The 17,467-nt window shown below is 52.0% G+C and carries 17 protein-coding genes; 1 reads left to right on the forward strand and 16 read right to left on the reverse strand.

Annotated features, from left to right (window positions below):
* Positions 1-212 precede the first annotated feature (212 nt).
* Positions 213-1,562, forward strand: coding sequence for a BBP7 family outer membrane beta-barrel protein (locus VFE46_03455; GenBank protein ID HZZ27040.1), 1,350 nt, complete (start codon positions 213-215; stop codon positions 1,560-1,562).
* 318 nt (positions 1,563-1,880) lie between these two features.
* On the opposite strand, the gene VFE46_03460 is transcribed toward VFE46_03455, so the two are convergent.
* From VFE46_03460 to VFE46_03535, 16 genes are all read right to left on the reverse strand, one after another.
* Positions 1,881-2,297 carry a hypothetical protein gene (locus VFE46_03460; protein HZZ27041.1) on the reverse strand — a complete coding sequence of 139 codons (417 nt, stop codon included), beginning with the start codon at positions 2,295-2,297 and terminating at the stop codon, positions 1,881-1,883.
* Between the two features lie 313 nt (positions 2,298-2,610).
* On the reverse strand, positions 2,611-3,690 hold the full coding sequence (flhB, locus tag VFE46_03465) for a flagellar biosynthesis protein FlhB (GenBank protein HZZ27042.1): 1,080 nt from the start codon (positions 3,688-3,690) through the stop codon (positions 2,611-2,613).
* Positions 3,691-3,786: 96 nt separating this feature from the next.
* Complete coding sequence (locus tag VFE46_03470; protein ID HZZ27043.1) at positions 3,787-4,569, reverse strand: flagellar biosynthetic protein FliR; 783 nt, start codon at positions 4,567-4,569, stop codon at positions 3,787-3,789.
* Positions 4,566-4,832: a flagellar biosynthesis protein FliQ gene (gene fliQ, locus VFE46_03475; GenBank protein ID HZZ27044.1), complete on the reverse strand. Its 267-nt coding sequence runs from the start codon at positions 4,830-4,832 to the stop codon at positions 4,566-4,568. Before fliQ ends, VFE46_03470 begins: the two co-directional genes overlap by 4 nt.
* A 44-nt stretch (positions 4,833-4,876) precedes the next feature.
* Positions 4,877-5,704: a flagellar type III secretion system pore protein FliP gene (gene fliP, locus VFE46_03480; protein HZZ27045.1), complete on the reverse strand. Its 828-nt coding sequence runs from the start codon at positions 5,702-5,704 to the stop codon at positions 4,877-4,879.
* The gene (locus VFE46_03485) at positions 5,697-6,191 is read right to left on the reverse strand and encodes a flagellar biosynthetic protein FliO (protein HZZ27046.1); all 495 of its coding nucleotides are present in this window, start codon (positions 6,189-6,191) and stop codon (positions 5,697-5,699) included. Before VFE46_03485 ends, fliP begins: the two co-directional genes overlap by 8 nt.
* A gap of 406 nt (positions 6,192-6,597) precedes the next feature.
* Entirely contained in the window at positions 6,598-7,200 is a 603-nt protein-coding gene (gene fliN, locus VFE46_03490; GenBank protein HZZ27047.1) for a flagellar motor switch protein FliN, read from the reverse strand.
* A gap of 94 nt (positions 7,201-7,294) precedes the next feature.
* Positions 7,295-7,894, reverse strand: a complete 600-nt coding sequence (locus VFE46_03495; protein HZZ27048.1) for a flagellar basal body-associated FliL family protein — start codon at positions 7,892-7,894, stop codon at positions 7,295-7,297.
* A gap of 209 nt (positions 7,895-8,103) precedes the next feature.
* Complete coding sequence (locus VFE46_03500) at positions 8,104-10,539, reverse strand: flagellar hook-basal body complex protein (GenBank protein HZZ27049.1); 2,436 nt, start codon at positions 10,537-10,539, stop codon at positions 8,104-8,106.
* 106 nt (positions 10,540-10,645) lie between these two features.
* Positions 10,646-11,167 carry a flagellar hook capping FlgD N-terminal domain-containing protein gene (locus VFE46_03505; protein HZZ27050.1) on the reverse strand — a complete coding sequence of 174 codons (522 nt, stop codon included), beginning with the start codon at positions 11,165-11,167 and terminating at the stop codon, positions 10,646-10,648.
* Positions 11,168-11,262: 95 nt separating this feature from the next.
* Positions 11,263-13,104 (reverse strand): flagellar hook-length control protein FliK, encoded by a 1,842-nt coding sequence (locus tag VFE46_03510; GenBank protein HZZ27051.1) that lies wholly within the window; start codon positions 13,102-13,104, stop codon positions 11,263-11,265.
* Between the two features lies 1 nt (position 13,105).
* On the reverse strand, positions 13,106-13,822 hold the full coding sequence (locus VFE46_03515) for a hypothetical protein (GenBank protein HZZ27052.1): 717 nt from the start codon (positions 13,820-13,822) through the stop codon (positions 13,106-13,108).
* Complete coding sequence (gene fliJ, locus VFE46_03520; GenBank protein ID HZZ27053.1) at positions 13,822-14,274, reverse strand: flagellar export protein FliJ; 453 nt, start codon at positions 14,272-14,274, stop codon at positions 13,822-13,824. The genes VFE46_03515 and fliJ overlap by 1 nt, the downstream gene beginning before the upstream one ends.
* Positions 14,275-14,335: 61 nt before the next feature.
* On the reverse strand, positions 14,336-15,688 hold the full coding sequence (locus VFE46_03525) for a FliI/YscN family ATPase (GenBank protein ID HZZ27054.1): 1,353 nt from the start codon (positions 15,686-15,688) through the stop codon (positions 14,336-14,338).
* 84 nt (positions 15,689-15,772) lie between these two features.
* Entirely contained in the window at positions 15,773-16,438 is a 666-nt protein-coding gene (locus VFE46_03530; GenBank protein HZZ27055.1) for a FliH/SctL family protein, read from the reverse strand.
* A 62-nt stretch (positions 16,439-16,500) separates the two neighbouring features.
* A partial coding sequence (locus tag VFE46_03535) for a FliG C-terminal domain-containing protein (protein ID HZZ27056.1) occupies positions 16,501-17,467 on the reverse strand: 967 nt, incomplete at its 5' end.

Consider the following 17,467-nt stretch of genomic DNA (forward strand, 5'->3'; position numbering starts at 1 on the left):
TGGCGATTTTTCCCGGCGTGTTGTCGGCCGGCGAAACTTCAAAGGCTCCCCGCCAGGAGCGTCGATTTCCCCAGACACACGGAAGGTTATGTGGGATGGATCCCCGTACATTTGGACGACAGTCTGCCGCCTGGCGGCCTGTTCGGCCCAAGCCGCGATGTCACGGTGGCGCGCGGAAGAGTTTTTTCAGGAAATCGTGAGGGATCGAAACCATGACTGCCTATCGTGCTTGGACTTCGTTGGTGGGCGTGCTGTGCTTGACGGGCACGGCAATGGCCCAAACCAACTACTTGGAAGCGAACGACCCGTATGGGGTGCGCTTAACCAAGCTGGATTACTCCAGCCAGCCTTCTCCGGCTTACAGCTACAACGCCGGCGCACCGAGCCAACCAACAGTTGCCAATGCCAGCGTTCGGGCTCCGGATTCGGCGGCCGCTCCGCAATCGGCGCCTGCGACTGCGTCCAACAACGCTTACGACAATGCCTTGAACAACAGCGGCTGGGGCGGAGATTGCAATGAATGCAATATTCCTTTCTGCTGCTGCAACGATACACACTGGTTTGCCTATGCGGGCGGCTTGGTAATGGGTCGCTCCACGGCGAACCATTTTTATACGACGTTCGATCAAACCAATCCGGCCAATCAAGTGCAGTATTTCCCCGGCGCCGATTGGGGCGGCGGAGTGGATACACGCATTGGTTACTGGTTCGGCTGCGGTAGCTGCGGAAATCCGTCCAGCTGCTGCAATTCTTGCGGACCATCCGGACGCTTTGGCGTAGAAGCCGACTACTGGGGCGTATGGGGCATGAACAACAGCGCCTCCATTACTGATGCCTCAGTCGGGCTCAACCAATTGGGCACCGTGCAGAATGATGGGTTTGTCGGATTCCTTGCTCCGGACGACGCCAGCGCATGGTTCGATAATGCCCATGCCGTGGTGTTGCGCCGTAGCGACGACGTGAACAACGTGGAAGTGAACTTCCTGTACATGCCGTGCTGCGATACGTGCAATCGCTTCCAGATGACCGCTTTGGCCGGCATCCGCTACTTCCGCTTCACTGACAACTTGGAATGGGATCAGTTTGCCGGCACCGGGCTTCCCGCTGGCGAACCCAATGAAGCGATTGTGAACGATAATATCACGAACAACTTGATTGGCTTCCAGATTGGTGCGTACTTGAACTACCAGATTTGCAACCGGGTTGGCGTGTTCGCGATTCCTAAGATTGGCATCTTTGGCAATCACATTACGGGTTTCAACTCGATGGCGCTTTCAGATGGCACGCAAGCCACGTTCGACAACAACGGCGATGCTTTGAACTTCCACAATTCGGCGAATGTGTTTTCAATGTTGGGTTCCATCGACGTTGGCGTGAACTGGGCTTTCAGCAACAATTGGAGCTTCATCGGCGGTTACCGGGTCGTGATGGTCAGCGGCGTGGCTTTGGCCGACAACCAGATTCCGCAGTTCTTTGCTGACGAAGCCGGCTGGAAAACCATCAAGTCCAACGGCGACCTGATTATGGATGGTGCGTTTGCAGGTATCCAGGCGCGGTTCTAGTGGTAGGTTAAAACGTAGTCGGTAGGTGCTTGAGCGACAGCTTCGAGTAGATTTTGGATTGCCTTACCTCGGCCGGAGATTGTTCCGGCCGAGGTTTTTTTTATGCGCTGAGAGGTAATGCTGATTCTACTTTATCCATTTTCACCAATTGCTTGACGTCCCGAATTACCCCGGTTAGAGTAACGGCACTGCTATTCGCTATTCCTCGCAATTTACGCACTTTAAATTGTTACTTCGAGGTTATGCCATGAAGATCGCGCATTGGATTGTGTGTTTGACCTTCTCCGCGTTACTTACTGTTGGTTCTGCCGAGGCATATCAATTGCCGCCGCAGGGCCCGTCAAACCCGCCTGGAATGGGAAACTCGATGTCGGCCCCTACGGCAAGGCAGCCTTTAGCGGCTTCCGCTTCGCCAGCTGAAGCGTCGCCACAGACTACGGCATCGCCGGATTCGTGCTGTCCCGGCCCGCGCATGGTGGAACGCACCATTTGCGTACCAACATTCGCGTATGAAAAACGAATGATACCGTGCGTCGAATATACCACAGAGCAGCGCCAACAGACGGTGACGGTGATGCGCCCTGTCCCGGAAACAAAGACGATCACTCGCCAGTATGTTGTGATGGTGCCGGAAACTCGCACACGAACCGAAACATATACGGTGTGCAAGCCGGTGCCGTGCGACAGTTGCAGCGGATGTGGATGCGGCGGTGGTAAGTACGTTCGAGAGACCAAACAGCGCGAAGTGGAATATACGGTGTGTGTGCCGCAGACGAAGCAGTGCAGTTACAACGTCACCGTGTGCCATTATGCTCCTGAGCAGCGTAGTGTGACTGTTGATGTTTGTGTGCCGCATCCCGTGCAAAAGGAAGTGGAGGTTTGCGTGTGTCACATGGTAACCAAGAAAGTATTGGTTCCCGTGCCGACGTGCTGCTGTATGGCGTGTTGCGGTGGCCCTCCATGCGGTAGCGGAATGCCCTATTGCGGCTACGGTCCATCGTGGGGCAGCTGGAATTGTGGCTGGTAACCGGGGATGTTAGTAGGAACCTTACTTTGCACGGCCCGGCAGCGGCTTATTCTTTAGTTGGTACACATACGCCAGCAACTCGGCAACCGCAGCATACATTTTGTCGGGAATAGGGCGATTGATGTCGACTTCTTTGTAAAGCGATTGAGCTAGCGGCTTACGCTCCAGCACCGGAATATCGTGTTCTAAAGCAAGGCGGCGGATCCTAGCGGCCACTACGCCGGCACCCTTCGCCAATACAATGGGCGCGTTCATCGTTGCAGCATCGTATTGAATGGCCACGGCTAACTCGGTCGGGTTTGTGATGACTACATCTGCTTTCGGAACCACCGCGGAAATCCGATGCAGCGCCAGCTGCCGCTGAACCTGCTTTCGACGAGCCACCACGTGCGGGTCGCCTTGCAGATTTTTCATTTCCTCTCGCAATTCCTGAGGGGTCATTCGCAAATCTTGCTCATATTTCCAGCGCTGATAGCCATAGTCGAGAATGGCCAATATGAGCAATGCCATTGCAATTTTCATGCTTGTCCAAATTACTATGTCGAAGACTAATGCCGCAATTTGCGGTATGTCTAGTGCAGCCACGCTTAGGATTTCGTCTCGCCGATGATACAGGCTCCAAAATGCCACGAGTGACACAACTGCCACTTTGAATAAGCCCATCGCCAGACGCACGGCGCTTGATAAAGAAAATAAGCGTTGAATGCCCGATAGCGGATTAATGCGCTCAAGATCAGGTGCAATTCGGTCAGGAGCCCATAACAAACCTGTTTGCAAAACATGAACTAACACTCCCGCCACGAACATCAACCCAAGCATAGGAGATAAGACTTGGATTAGCTCCAGTAGCACTGCATTGGCATGATTCAAGATGAAGCTGGAATCAACTTCAATCCAGCTTTCGCCTCCTAACTGATGTTGAGCCAGCCGGACAAAAAACTGTGCCAACCGCCCCCCCATGACCAGTACAATCCCCAGACCTGCAATTAGCAGCGCAGCAGAAGCCAAGTCGGGACTTTGAGCCACCTGCCCTTCCTCACGAGCTTGCTGCCGCCGATGCGGCGTGGCTTCTTGTGATTTATCGAACGCAGAGTCGGCCATCAGGAGAGCTCAAGGTTCGAGTTTGAGAGTGCGAGCTGCACGCACGGCAGAAGTACAAACTGATGGAAGCCACAAAAATTGGAATATAACGAGAGATCAAGCGACGGAGTGCAGTGATTCGACGATGGCTTGCACCGCAGGTTCAAGTTGTTCTTGGAATAACCAAGCGATCGCACCGATCGAAAGTACCAGCGTCGCAAAACTAACCACGGCATTTAGCCCAAAACCAATCGCTAGAATATTTAATTGGGGAAGAGTTCGGCTGATAAGTCCAAGCACAATCGTGGCCAACATTAGTGCCACAATGGCTGGGGCCGCACACCGCGTCGCCAACGAAAAGCTTTCTGCAAACAGTGTAACAATTAACGAACCCAGTGATGGCTGAAGGTTAGCATGTCCTAACGGCAGAAATGAGTAGGTATCTAATAATGCGCCCAGCAGGAGCCGATGTCCGCCAATGAGAACAAAGACCGCTATGGTCACCAGATTTAACATCGTCGCCATGACCGGTACTTCTGCGTCGATACCCGGATCGAAAACATCGGCCAGCGACATGCCGCTCATCTGGCTCATAATCTGTCCTGCCACCTGCACTCCGCTCATTAAAATCATCACGCCTATTCCCAACACCATTCCAATCAGCAATTCTCCGCCGAGGGATAAGGTATAAGTAACCAAATTAGCCGGCATCGCCAACCGTGCTGTTATTTGCACCGGAGTAATGATCAGCGCCAAAGCAAATGCCAGAAAGGCGCGAACCTGTGTCGGGACAGTGTCCGAACCAAAAATCGGAGCCGTCATCACCAGTCCACTAACGCGTGCCAACACAAACGTGAAGATAACAAACGGCGTAGTGTAAAAATTAGATAGGGCATTCATAGTGCGTGTGGAATGTTTTCGATTAGCTCCCGCGTATAATCGACCACCTGCATCATGAGCCACGGCAGGGTAACGCTGAGCACAAGAATCATCGCAAACAGCTTTGGAACAAAGGCCACCGTTTGTTCCTGAACTTGTGTCAGAGCTTGTACCAGTCCAATCAACAAACCAACGACCATGCCTACAATCAGCACTGGCGCGCTGATCCACAGTGTTAACATCACTGCTTCACGGGCTAAATTAATTGCGTCTTGTGGGTCCATGCACGTTCACTTCAGTTTACGATTGGCAAGTAATCTCACTAATTTTACGATTGAAAACTCTGCAGTAACATTCCGGCTGTCAAATGCCAACCATCGACAAGCACGAATAGCAATAATTTGAACGGCGCCGAAATCAAAACCGGCGGTAACATTAACATACCCATTCCGATCGTCACACTTGCAATGACCAAGTCGAGAATCACAAACGGTAGATAGATTTGAAAACCGATCAGAAAAGCAGTCTTCAACTCGCTGATCATGAAGGCCGGCAATAAAGCTGCCAAAGGCACATCATCAAAACTCTTTGGTTCTGGCGTGTTCGTGGGCAAATATTTGTAAAATAACCAGATGTCAGCGCTGTTGCCGCACCGCATAATCTGTCGGCTCATGAAATCACGGATCGGCTGCACGCCGCGCTGCCAGGCATCTTCCATGCCTAGCTCGTGTTTGGTGTATGGCAACACGCCTTGATCGTAAGTTTGTTTCCACACAGGCCACATGATGATAAGCGTGAGAAACAGTGATGCGGCAGTCATTACTTGAGACGGCGGCAATTGCTGTGTGCCCAACGCTTGCCGCAACAGTCCCAGCACTACCAAAATTCGCACAAAGCTGGTGGTCATTAACATGATGGCTGGCGCCAAGCTCAGCACAGTCATCAGCAACATCACCTGCAGCGTAGACGAGAGCCCCTCTGGGCTAGCCCACTTTTCTGGACCGCCGGAAAGTGGGGAAGGCAGGTCGATTTTGGCCGCGGAATTCGATTGATCAACGTTTTTGACAAAGCTCGGTTGTTCTTGGGCTATAGCAAATTGCGTACTGCAAACTGCACAGAAAATTCCAAGCAGCATTAGCGTGAGTTTTCTATACATCCGTCACCTCTCCGACGATTGCCGATGCACGTCGACTTGGCTGCCCGGAAAATTCGCGGTTACTGCTGGAAAGTGCTGATTGCGGTTTTTCGCGCCCAAGCTGGGCAAAAATTTGCTTGAACGCTACCGTAGCGCTGGATGTTTCCGTTTGTGCGCACAGACCGGCCAGTCGATCAATTTCTATAGGGTCAGTGATTTCGGCCAATGAGTCGACACCCGTGGGCGAAACACATACAAGCAGCATTTTATTGCCGAAGCGCACTAAGTGCATTTGTTGCCGACCGGCAAGCGGAGTGCGGCCTAGAATTTCAACCGCGTCAGACGGCAATCTTCGGGTCGATGTTGGCAAGCTGCGGCGCATCAACCAAGCAAATCCTAAGAACAATCCTAGAACGACCGCCAAGCAGCCCACCACACTGACAATTGCTCCTAATGGACGTTGTCCCTTAACCGATCCTTCGCTCTTATCGCGCGGTGGAGTGGGCAATGGAATCGGTTTATCTTTGTCGGGAGCGGAAAAAGGAGCCGGTTCTATCTCAAGATGTGTCGCCGGATGAACCATTCCTGATGGCGGCGAAACTGCTTCGGTTGGAGGCAAAACGCCAATAGAATGCGTTGAATTCAATGGGCTCTTGAAATTAGCCGGATTCGGTGCGCCCGGATACTCATCAGCATATGCGGCGGAAGTTGCAAATCGGTTGATTAGCACTGTCACCAACAGCAGTGCGGCACAACGTAGTGCAATGCGGGCCTTACAAGTCAACTTGTATCGCGAACGACGAGAAGATTCGATCCGACGAATGCAGCACATCCGTGTGCAACCTCAGCAAAAGATTCCAATAGCTACTTTTGAAATTTCAAATGCACGTCGCCGAATTATTCTAGGATTGCGCTCACGCCACGTGTGGCGCTGCTTCGGGAGCCATTAACTCGGCAACACGGACACAAAAATTCTCGTTCAGAATCAACACCTCAGCACGTGCAATCAGACGACCATTAACAAAAATATCTACCGGGTCGCCTGCCAATTTATCCAATGTCACGACGGAGCCTTTGGCCAACTTGAGCACATCTTCCAAGTGCATATGAGTGCGGCCCAACTCGATGCGTAAGTCGAGCTCTACATCACGAATTAAATCGAGCGTAGCGGCATTGCCGGTATTCGCTCCAGCAGCAAAATCGGGCAATTTGAACGGCTTGACACCGGCGAGTGATTCGTTCGAGGCAGGCGGTGTATTAATAGAGGCAAGGGCTTGCTCGGCTTGGTTGAGCAAATAGTCAATATCACCCTGCGCAATGCCTGAACTCTTGGCAGTTGAAGGAGACGCCACCCCGCCGCCCGAGCTGGCGGCCAGCGACGGAACTGCAGCATTAGAATCGTTCGGAGCCACGGAAGCTCCCGGAGACGACGGAGAGGCTTCGTCGCTTGCGCCCTGCGCTTGCTTCAAAAGCTGGTCGATTTCTTTTTGGCCGATTGGGGCCGTTTCATCAGCCATAGGAGTCCGTTCCTAGCGTGGCTTCTGAGTGGAGCGCAAGGCTACAAATTACCGGAATGAAAGAACAACACCGCAACCACAGGCCTAAATGCCATCATTGTTCGACAATAACAAAGTCGCTGAAGATAACTTCCTTCAACAGGGGTTCGCCTAATAGGGCGTTGGTTTTCGCTAAAATCTGCCGTTTAAGCAACCCCAAACCAGGGTCGGCTAAATCGGTAATTTGAGCATTCCGCAGCGTGGTAATTACTTGGTCACGGAAGCGATGTTTATGTCCCTTCAGCAGCTTCTCCAACTTCGCTGCATCATCCTCTTCAATATCTTCTTTTTTTTCTGAAGCGGACTCGTTACTTGGGCCCATGACTGTGCCATAAAGGTGGAAATCGACCAGCAAATTGTTATTGGAGTTCGGATTAAAGACAGTCAGACTGAATGCGCCGAGATCGATCTCAGTTTGTTCCCGCTCTGCCGAGGCGTGGTGCGCTGATTCAGGTGGAGTCGGCTCGGGTTTGGAGCTAGCACTGGCAGCACTTTCCCCCGAAGGCAGGTACATATAAACCACGAAGCATTGGACCAAAACGATCGCCAATAGAGCCCCGGCAATTTTCATCTTTTTCAGCCAAATGCCGCGGGGCTTCGGCGATGTTTCTTCAGAATCAGAAGATGGCGATGGCAATGACTCAGCTTGGACCATGGGCAAACGCTTTCTAAACCACTGATCAACTCAGCATTGGGCGCGCGGAGGGAAACGAATCCGTCCACGATTATGGGAATAATCCCGTAGGAAACGTAGCTTTTAGCCAATCAATAGGCAAATTGGCGCAGCGCAGACGATAAGAATCCTTCCGGTCGCAACGATTGTGACAAGTCGAAAGGCAAACTGCGACCAGCCGATGGCGAGCCTTACCGGTTTAGCGTGAGGAGTTGCTGGAGCATATCATTCACAGTAGTGATAACTTGGGCATTTCCACGGTAATCCGTAGAGGCCAAGATCAAATTGATTAGGCTCTGGCCAATGTCGGTGTTGGACAATTCTACGGCACCGGCAGTAATTGAGCCGGCGCCACCGGTGCCCGGCTTATTGATGACCGGCAATCCAGAATTCACCCCGGTTGCGTAATCGTTGTCACCCTTAGCTTGCAATCCTTCAGGATTGGCAAAACTGGCTAGCACAATTTGCCCCAGGGTCCGTGTGACACCGTTGCTGAACACACCGTTAATAGTACCGTCTCCGCTAATATTGTAACTGGTTAGGGTTCCCGCCCCGGAACCATCCTGCCGTGCGGCAGCCAATGAGCTACTGGACGATGCCAACCCGGAAACTTCGCTGAAATCGAGATTAAACTGCAACGGCGAAACGCTGGCCACGTGCTGGCGTTCAATTGAAACTGTTGAATTCGAAACTGAAACGACATTTCCCTCGCCATCGAAATTAATCAAACCGGTGCCGACAACCGTACTAGAACCTGAGGTAGGATCGTTGTCGGGCGAATTTGCAAACCAACGGTACGTGGTTCCGGTGCTGTCGCTGCTTTGGAGAACCGAAGTCAGGTTCACGGTGAGCGGAATTCCGAGCGAGTCGAAAACCTGAAAACTAGTCGATGCGGACTGTCCGGCGGCTGACTGGACCGAGCTGAAACCCATGAGAGGTGTACTCGCGTTAGTGCTGCCAGTGGGGGTCAGCTTGAATGCCGACAAAGGAATGCTGATACTGTTATCGGCCCCGTTATTGCCCACCAATTGAATGCGGCCGTCCGTGAGTACGCTGCCGCCGGGAGGTTGGCCAGTGACGTCATTTGGTATGGGGTTAGCCGAATCATCGCCCGGAGTTTGAATGCCGAGCGCATCAGTCATAAAACTGATTAAATCCTGCACGGTTGTAGTGTTGGTAATTTGCAATGTCTTCGGCGACAAATTGCTGCCATTTTGCTCGCCGGTAAAGCTCAATTCTCCCGGCTGAAACAGATTGGCGTAGGTGTTGCCGTTACGGTTGAGCACATTCACCAACACAGTATTGCCAGTTATTTTGGGACCGTCCAAATCGAGTGTGGCGTAGATTGGATTACTGACTAAATTGTTGTTAGTTATTGTGGAATCGGCGATATTGTCCAAGTAGCTAAGTTGCGGATCGGTTGACGGATCGACTTCCGCTACCCGATAAAATGTATCTGGCTGGCCAGTTACATTTCGATAGACATTTATCTTTGCCCCTGCCACGTTGTACACACCAGTCGGCCCAGGCAAATCCGACAGCAACACGTTTCCGTCGGCAATATTCACTGGCCCTAACGGTCCGGAGGGACGACTTTCTGGCACGCCAGGCGCACTCCAGGTCACATAGTACGTGTAATTGCCATTGATGGTTTGAGGATTGTAGGCCGCAAGAGATGAAAGGGACGAATCAGCGGTGGTATCAGTGAATGTCGTAGTAGTATTATCGTTGATTGTACCCACGAGATTAAACGTAGTGTTTTCTCCGGCGGCACTCCGGTAAATATTCCGGGCCACATAATTTCCGTTGGAGTCGGTCGGGAGGTTAGATAAGTCAATCTCGCTGGCATTGTTGGCCGTTACCGTTAATGTGGAAGCCGGACCTTCATTTCCGTCGGCATCGACATACACAATTTTGTAGGTGTAATCGCCGTTGATAGTTCCGGCTCCACTGCCGGAGGCTGTCGCACCTGTGAGATCTGGTGGCAACGCGGCGTGGACTTGAGTGGTGGCAGTGGGTGCTGCAAATTGGCCGTCGCCTAACACGGCACTTTGCAAAATTTCTGCAGTGTTGGCGATTGTTCCTGTCGGTGTTAGTGTTCCCTGCAAAAATACGTTCTGTGTCGCTTGAGCCACTGCCGTGGAACCAAGCGGAATACTCAGCGGCGACAGGGAGTTTGTTTGCAATTGAAAGTTGTTGTCCACGCCGTAGCCTAGCAACTTGTTGCCGGTACTGGTGACCAACTGATTCTGCGAGTTTGTTTGAAATGCGCCGTCCCGCGTATATAGCTGTTCGCCCGTTGCCGCCTGAGCAATGAAGAATCCGTTGCCCTGAATGGCTAAATCCGATGGGCTACTACTAAGCTGAATAGTGCCCTGTGAGAAATCGGGCGTAATGGAAGCGACTTGCGTGCCCAAGCCGATTTGCGTCGGATCGGTGCCGCCACTGAGCCCTTGTGGCCCCGAACCCAGATTTTCCGTTTGCAAGAACTGCGTTGCGAATAGTGCCGTGGATGCCTTGAAGCCATCGGTCGACGAGTTGGCCAGGTTATTGCCCACCACGCTAATCGTAGTTTCAGCAGAATTTAGGCCGGTCAAGGCGGTACTCAGGGCGGATGCCAAACTCATAACAAGACTCCTCTCGGAAAATTAAATTTTTGGATTTAGGCCGCTGGGGGGCTGGGGTGGACGGCAAGCGTCGATTTCTAACTGACTGTTGGCTTTTCAAACGAGATTAACTAGCAACCGTCGGGCTAGTAGTTGCGCTTGATTGTTGTAGCTGCTGTAAAAGTTGTTGCAATGCTTGGTCGGAATTGGCAGTCGTCGATGCGGAGCTGCTGTCGGGCAAAATGGCTTTTACATTCGTGAGCTGAACAGTTTCGACACCGACGTTTAATACTGGACTCCCATTGGCCACAGTGACTTTGTCGACGACACCGGTAATTTCAGTGCCGTCGTCCGCAAGACCGTCAATGGTTTTTCCAATTAGCCCTGTAGCATTGTTCAAACCTTGTCCGAGCAACAATGAATTGAGTGTTGTGTTCAGATTTTGAGTGGCGCCGACCTGCGTGATCTGACCAATTTGCGTGAGCATCGTCGTACTATCCATTGGGCTTAACGGATCCTGATTCTGGAGTTCGGTCAACAGCATGTTCAAAAAATCATTCAGATTCAGCGAGCCGAGTGCGCTGTTGGCCAGTGCCGACGACGTCGCCGAATTTTGCGTCGAATAACCGCTGACGGGTGTCGTGGCCATATCAATTACTCCTCATGTCCATTGAGCGTGCGAACAGATTAAATACGTTTTCTGTATAACTTAACTGTGCTATTTATGCGGACACTCTAATATCACTACACAATGATGTTGATGGTTCCGGTATCTACAGTGCTAACCTGATTATCATTCGATGTTTGGGCACCTTGTGAGTTACCACTGGTCACGAACCTGCGATTGGCATTCATAAAACGCGGCTGATTCTGTCGTGAACCCGCAAAATCCGGAGATGAATTGGGCGATCCCTGGTTTCTGGCGTCTTGGCGTAAATCAACGTCGAACCATTCCACTTTTATGTTTTGTGCTGCCAAGCGTTCCCGTAGCGCCGGCAGATTGTCCAAGAGCAATGATCGAGCGGTATTGGTCTCTGTTTCCAGACGCGCTGTTAATATACCGTTGCGAACAGCTACCTCTACCTTCAATGAGCCCAATTCTGGCGGACTGAGACGTAGTCGGATTTCTCCACCTTGGTCATCAATGTTGCGAAATGCGGTGGCGACTCGCTCGACAAATCGTGCCTGATCGATTGCGTTGGCTGGGTTTCGCTGCGTCGCTGTCGCCGCGGTTCCGCCTTGAGATTCACCCGTCGACAATTGCGCGGGCAAATTTGCGCCAACAATTCGAATGGAATTCGTTATCGGAGCTGCTGGCAAGGATGCCGGCTTATTCGCAGCCACCTCGCGCGATGTATTTAGCTTTTCCGTAGTTTCCTGGATATCATTGGTGCTGTCTTGCGTGAAAACTCCGGGCTTAGGCGGTGGCGATACCGATGCCGCCAAGTTTGCGATTGCGATATCCACCTCATTCAATGAAGTTGAATTCAATTCCTCGCTGACGGTTTGGGCCGTGGCCGTATCATTACTCTGTAGCAGTTGGGTTTTTGACGATCTTGGCGTAGTTTCTTGAAACAGCCCTACCACCGAAAGTTCAGGCAATGCAACATCGCTTGTTTGTGAATTCTCCGCATCGCCTTCTACTTCAACATTCGGTTGTGCGGCCGATTCGGCGCCAGTTGGTTGCAGTGGAGCCGGTTGGCTCGCGGCTGCATGAGTACTGTTGGGAACCGCCGGATTGACACTGTTGATAGCTAAATTGGATTGCGCCTTAGGCACGACTTGGATATTTGATATTGCATCGAGCGCGGAAGCCGTGGGTTGAACAGACACGCCGTTCGATGCCAAAATCCCGGATGATGTGCCAGCCCCCTGTGACGCGCCGGTTGCTGCATTGGTCACAGCTACAATTCCTGAGAGTGATTGCTGCGAACCTACTATCGGTTGGATCATTGTTGTTGAAATAACATCTCCGTCCTCGATAGCATTTGAGGGCCGGGCTGGTGTAACAGCATTTGCAGTTGAACTGTCTGCGCTTTTCGATATTCCGCTGTTCGTTGATTGAACTGGGGTAGGTCCCGCCGGAGAATTGGGCACGACTGAGGTGTCCGATGTCTTTGCTTTGCTAACTTGATCCTTCTCGGTTTTACGGCTAGGTCCGGCACTATCATGCGTCTCTCTGGCCGATTGGTGTTCAGAATTCGATTGTCCTTGGTGATCAATCGACAAATCACGATTATTCGACAAACCTCGTGAATCACCAGACGCCTCGCGCCAGCTTGCGATATCAGTATGCCTATCGTCGATCGAGGGAATGGTCGACGAATCATTCGTGGAAAAAGTTGCCGTCGGATATGGATCGCTTGACTCGGAGCAACTGCAGGGTATCGGACTAATTCTGTCGTTCGTGTTCACCTCGCCCTTGGAAACATCATCGGTTGTAACGGAGGTGGTGGTGGGTTGCCCGGCGCGCCATAGCGCATCGTCGAAATTTCGGCTCTCGACCGTTATTGGTGGAAATGCAGTGTTGGCCGGCAGTAGCGGAGGAGGCGCGAGAAACAAATTATTGAGCGACGCGTTGGACATGTTACCCTGTGGGCTGGGCGATTCGGTTCAATTGCTGCTGCGTATTGTTAATTACTTTTTCATCAGGCATTCCGCGGCGGATGAGGTCCAAAATCTCGTCGAGCTTTTTGTTATCGTCGTCGGTTTTGAATTCACCAATAATTTTGGCCCGTTTAGTAATGGGCATGGCATTCAGGATGGCTACCACATCATCTTGCTGTTGTGTGTCGATCATCTGCACGATTTGATCTTTTGCTTGCTTAGGACGAATGTTTTCCCAAATTTGCCGAATATTATCGCGGCCCGAGGCCACTGCCCCTTCGTGCAATTGGGCCAGTTGCTTTTCAAAGGCGCTTTTCTGACGCTGGTACGATTGTTTTTCATCGTCGATTTGACTCTGCAAGGAATGCAATTCCTGTAAGTGGTTGTCGAGAGCTTGTTCCCGCAATTCCAAATGCCGAAATTGCAAGGCACGGCGGGCTTCAATGTCCTCCAGCGACGGTTGTTCCGGCGTATCTGGTTGCTTGACTACTTCGGAAGCGGAGGCGGCATTTGCGTTGGCAGGGTTCGGCGTTGCTGGCATTTCTAATCCCTGCGCCACTGCGGCCATCTTGGCCACCTTGTCCTTGTCTAAGTAGCCTTTCGTCGACGCATAGCCCAATAGCAAGCACAATGTGATCATTGTTCCAACGCTCAAATATGCGATTACGCTTGCTAAAATTCCCAAAAGGCGGCCCATCAGTTTTCCTCCTTGGCAAAGGTCTGCTGAATGGCGCTCGCATCAAGCTGTTTTACCTCCTGGCGATTTTCTTTTTGGCGATGCCGCGTGATTTGCTGATCACGAAGTTTTTCTATTGTCTTCACTTCGCGGTCAGCTTCGACCAAGGATTGTCGACGCCGCTCCACCTCTGATTGCACTACCTGCCATTGTTCATCGACGGCTTGGCGCTGTGCCTTGAGCATGATTTCGTATCGGCCTGCATCAAGCAAACGGTCCACATTGACGGATCCCGGTTGGCTTGCGACGCGAGATTGTTTGCGCAACTCCGTCAAATGGTCGTTCAACTCCGCGATGCGGTTCACAAGAATCTCCTCTGCCTTTTGAGCTGCAGATAACTGTTGACGACATTCGTCACGCAAGTTTTCGCGCAACCGGAGCAGAGTCGATAATCGGAAACGGAATGCGGCCATTGTTCAATTTACCAAAGTTTAATCAGCAATCAGCAAACAAGCGACCAATGAAGAATGTTGCTTATGAACTTTTGACCGCTGAATCTTGATTCTTGATTGTAGAGCCAAAATGTCGGACCCGTTGACACAAATCGACTAGTCCTTGCTGAGCCGATTCCACCGTTGCTGGCTCGTCAATTCTTTGCCGTAAGTATTTATTGATTTCTTCCAGCAGGTCGATCGCTAAATCAACCTGTCGGTTTGCTCCTTTGCGGTAAGCGCCGATCGAAATAAGATCTTCATGATCGCGATACACCGCCATCAATTCGCGAACCGTTTGGGCAGCATCCAAATGTGCGCGTGAAGCAACATCGGGCATCAAGCGACTGATGCTTTCTAATACATCAATCGCCGGCCAATGGGCCCGCGAGGCCAACTTGCGCGAGAGCCAAGTATGGCCGTCGAGGAGGCCGCGGACTGCATCGCTAATTGGTTCTTGTGGATCGTCCCCTTCCACAAGCACGCTGTAAAAGCCGGTGATGCTGCCCTTCGCCGCCTGTCCTGCCCTCTCCAACAATCGTGGCAACAGCATGAAAACGCTGGGGGGATAACCGCGTGTCGTGGGTGGCTCTCCCGCTGCCAGGCCAATTTCGCGTTGAGCCATCGCAAATCGCGTGAGTGAGTCCATCAGCAGTAGCACGTTGTGGCCTAAATCACGAAAATATTCGGCAATGGCCGTCGCGGCCTGGGCGGCCTGTACGCGCCTTAGCGCCGGCTCATCACTGGTGGCGACCACGACAACGCTGCGCAGCAGTCCCTGTTGACCTAAATCTCGTTCTAAAAATTCATTCACTTCGCGGCCCCGCTCGCCAATCAAAGCAATCACATTCACATCAGCGGACGTATAACGAGCCATCATCCCCAGCAACACGCTTTTACCCACTCCAGAGCCGGCGAAAATGCCCATACGCTGTCCGCGGCCACAGGTAAGCAAGCCATCCAAAGCACGAATGCCAGTCGAAAGTGGCTCTCGAATACGCGGCCGCTCCACGGCAGCAGGTGGTCGGCGATTCAAACCGGTGCGGCCAATCAAAGCAGGTTGTGGACGCCCATCGATTACTTGTCCTTGAGCATCAACCACCCGACCCAAAAGTTCGGGCCCCACGCGCAGCCAACGAAATGTATGTAATAGCCGAACTCGATTTCCGCGTCGCACACCCTGCAAGTCTTCGTGCGGGTACAACAATGTTAATTCTTCGCGAAATCCGATCACTTCTGCTCGCGCAGGTTTGCCAGTTTCACGCTCAATTTCCACAATGGCGCCAATCGGCGCGGGAAAATCGGCCACTGCGGCGGTCGTGCCGACAATTCGCATTACACTTCCCACGAGAGAAGTAGTCATGATCGAATCGAGCTGTTCAGTTAATTCGAGCATTTGTATTCAGTGCTTGGTAAGCCCATTTGCGCCGTCTCAATTGCACCACGCTGTGCTGTCAATTCAGATGGAGCGTGCACGAAGTTAATCGTGCGTGCCGGTTAACTCCGCAATAATGCGCTTTAGTTGATTTTCGATCTGCATATCAATTTGGCCCTGGCGGGTTTCCACACGGCAACCGCCAGGTGATACAGTCTGATCGGGAACTATTTCTGCCTCGGCAGCTCGGGCAACTTCCTTCGTGAGACGGTCGATTTGACCACTCAGAGTCTCGAAATCGTCCGGATGCAGCGCGATTTTGATATGCGATGAGCCGGCGACCAGAGCCAATGCTTCGCGGACTAAAGCAACCGTAATCTGTGGTGATTGCGAAAGTTCCCGGCGAATTACTCTTTCTGCGATTTTAGCTGCTAAGCGCACAGCTGATTCCTCCCAGTGGCGCAACCAGGCTTGTCGAGCATCGACTAATTCATTTACAACTTTTTGCAGAGCGGGTAGCAATGAATCCATTCTTTGCTCGACTTTTTCATCGAATACCTGCTCTACCGCCTGCAAAGCAGCTTGCCGACCTTGCTCCTCCGCACGACGAGTGACTGCTTCAGCTTGCCTGCGTGCCTCGGCAATAATCGCAGCCGCTCGCGACTGCACATCGTCTACATAGCGATTCGCCTGCTGTGTGACTTCTTCAAAATTGAAGACGATCGGGGCAGCCTGGCGGGTACCGAGATTTGATTTGATAACACTGGCCATGTAGTTGAATCTTCTAACAGAAAGGAAGAGTGGCTTGCTTTGCGACGCGGGATACGACCAGATTAAGCCATTGCAGTTAAGTGTGTGTCATCCAAGCCTGACAAATGGCCGTGGGCGTACAATTGGCCTGCGAGTTCGGCAATTGCCATCTGGGCGCGATCGAAATCAATCAACCGCAACGGACCAAGCTGTTCTAGATCTTGCGAAATCCATTCGGCTTCCTCGTACCGGAGTTTGTGCATGAGTGAATCGGCAATGTCCGCTGGTGCGCCGGCTACGGCTAAGATTACAGAACGGCGTTCGGCCGCTCTTAGTACTTTTTTGAAAGCTTCCATAGGAAAATCGCACACTTCGGCAAAACTAAACTGTCGTGCTGGAGACGAAGGTGGCGTCAGTTTGTGCGCTAAAGGACGATCGTGGGTCGCCAAATTGTTTAGGATTTGTCGGCGTGCGCTCCCTTGCGAGGCATTTAAAATTGCGGAAACAGCAGCCATGCCGGCCATACGCCGTCGAGTTGGCTGTCGACGTCTCACCCATGTCTCGACCGCCCGTTCGACATCAAGCAGCACATGCGGATCGGTTTCCTCCAAATCGACCAGGCGGTGAATGACGTCGGTTTGTATGGTTGCCGGCAATCGCGCCAAAACATGGCCGGCGTGTTCGTGAGGCAAATGCGCCAGCACCAATGCGATAGCTTGCGGATGTTCCCGTTCCAACAAAGGAATCAACACGTCCGTATCGACATCTTGCAGAAAATCGAACGGCTGTTGGCGGGTGTGATGGGCTGTTAGGTCCGAGGTTGACTGCTGAGACAACAAAGACACGGCAGGATCAGCCGTCAGGTTCGCTTCTGGCAAGCATTCGTATCTTGATTGCGAAAATCGTTCAACCAACAGATTGTCGGGGTCAGTCTCAAGTGCATTCTGCTGGGCAGACTTTGGTCCAAAGAGAAGGAATTCATCGATTACAGCCTGCTGTTCTCGTGAATCAAGTGCGTCCAGTCGCAGCAATTCGCCCCGGAGCGCAATT

The organism is Pirellulales bacterium (assembly GCA_035656635.1).
Taxonomy (GTDB): domain Bacteria; phylum Planctomycetota; class Planctomycetia; order Pirellulales; family JADZDJ01; genus DATJYL01.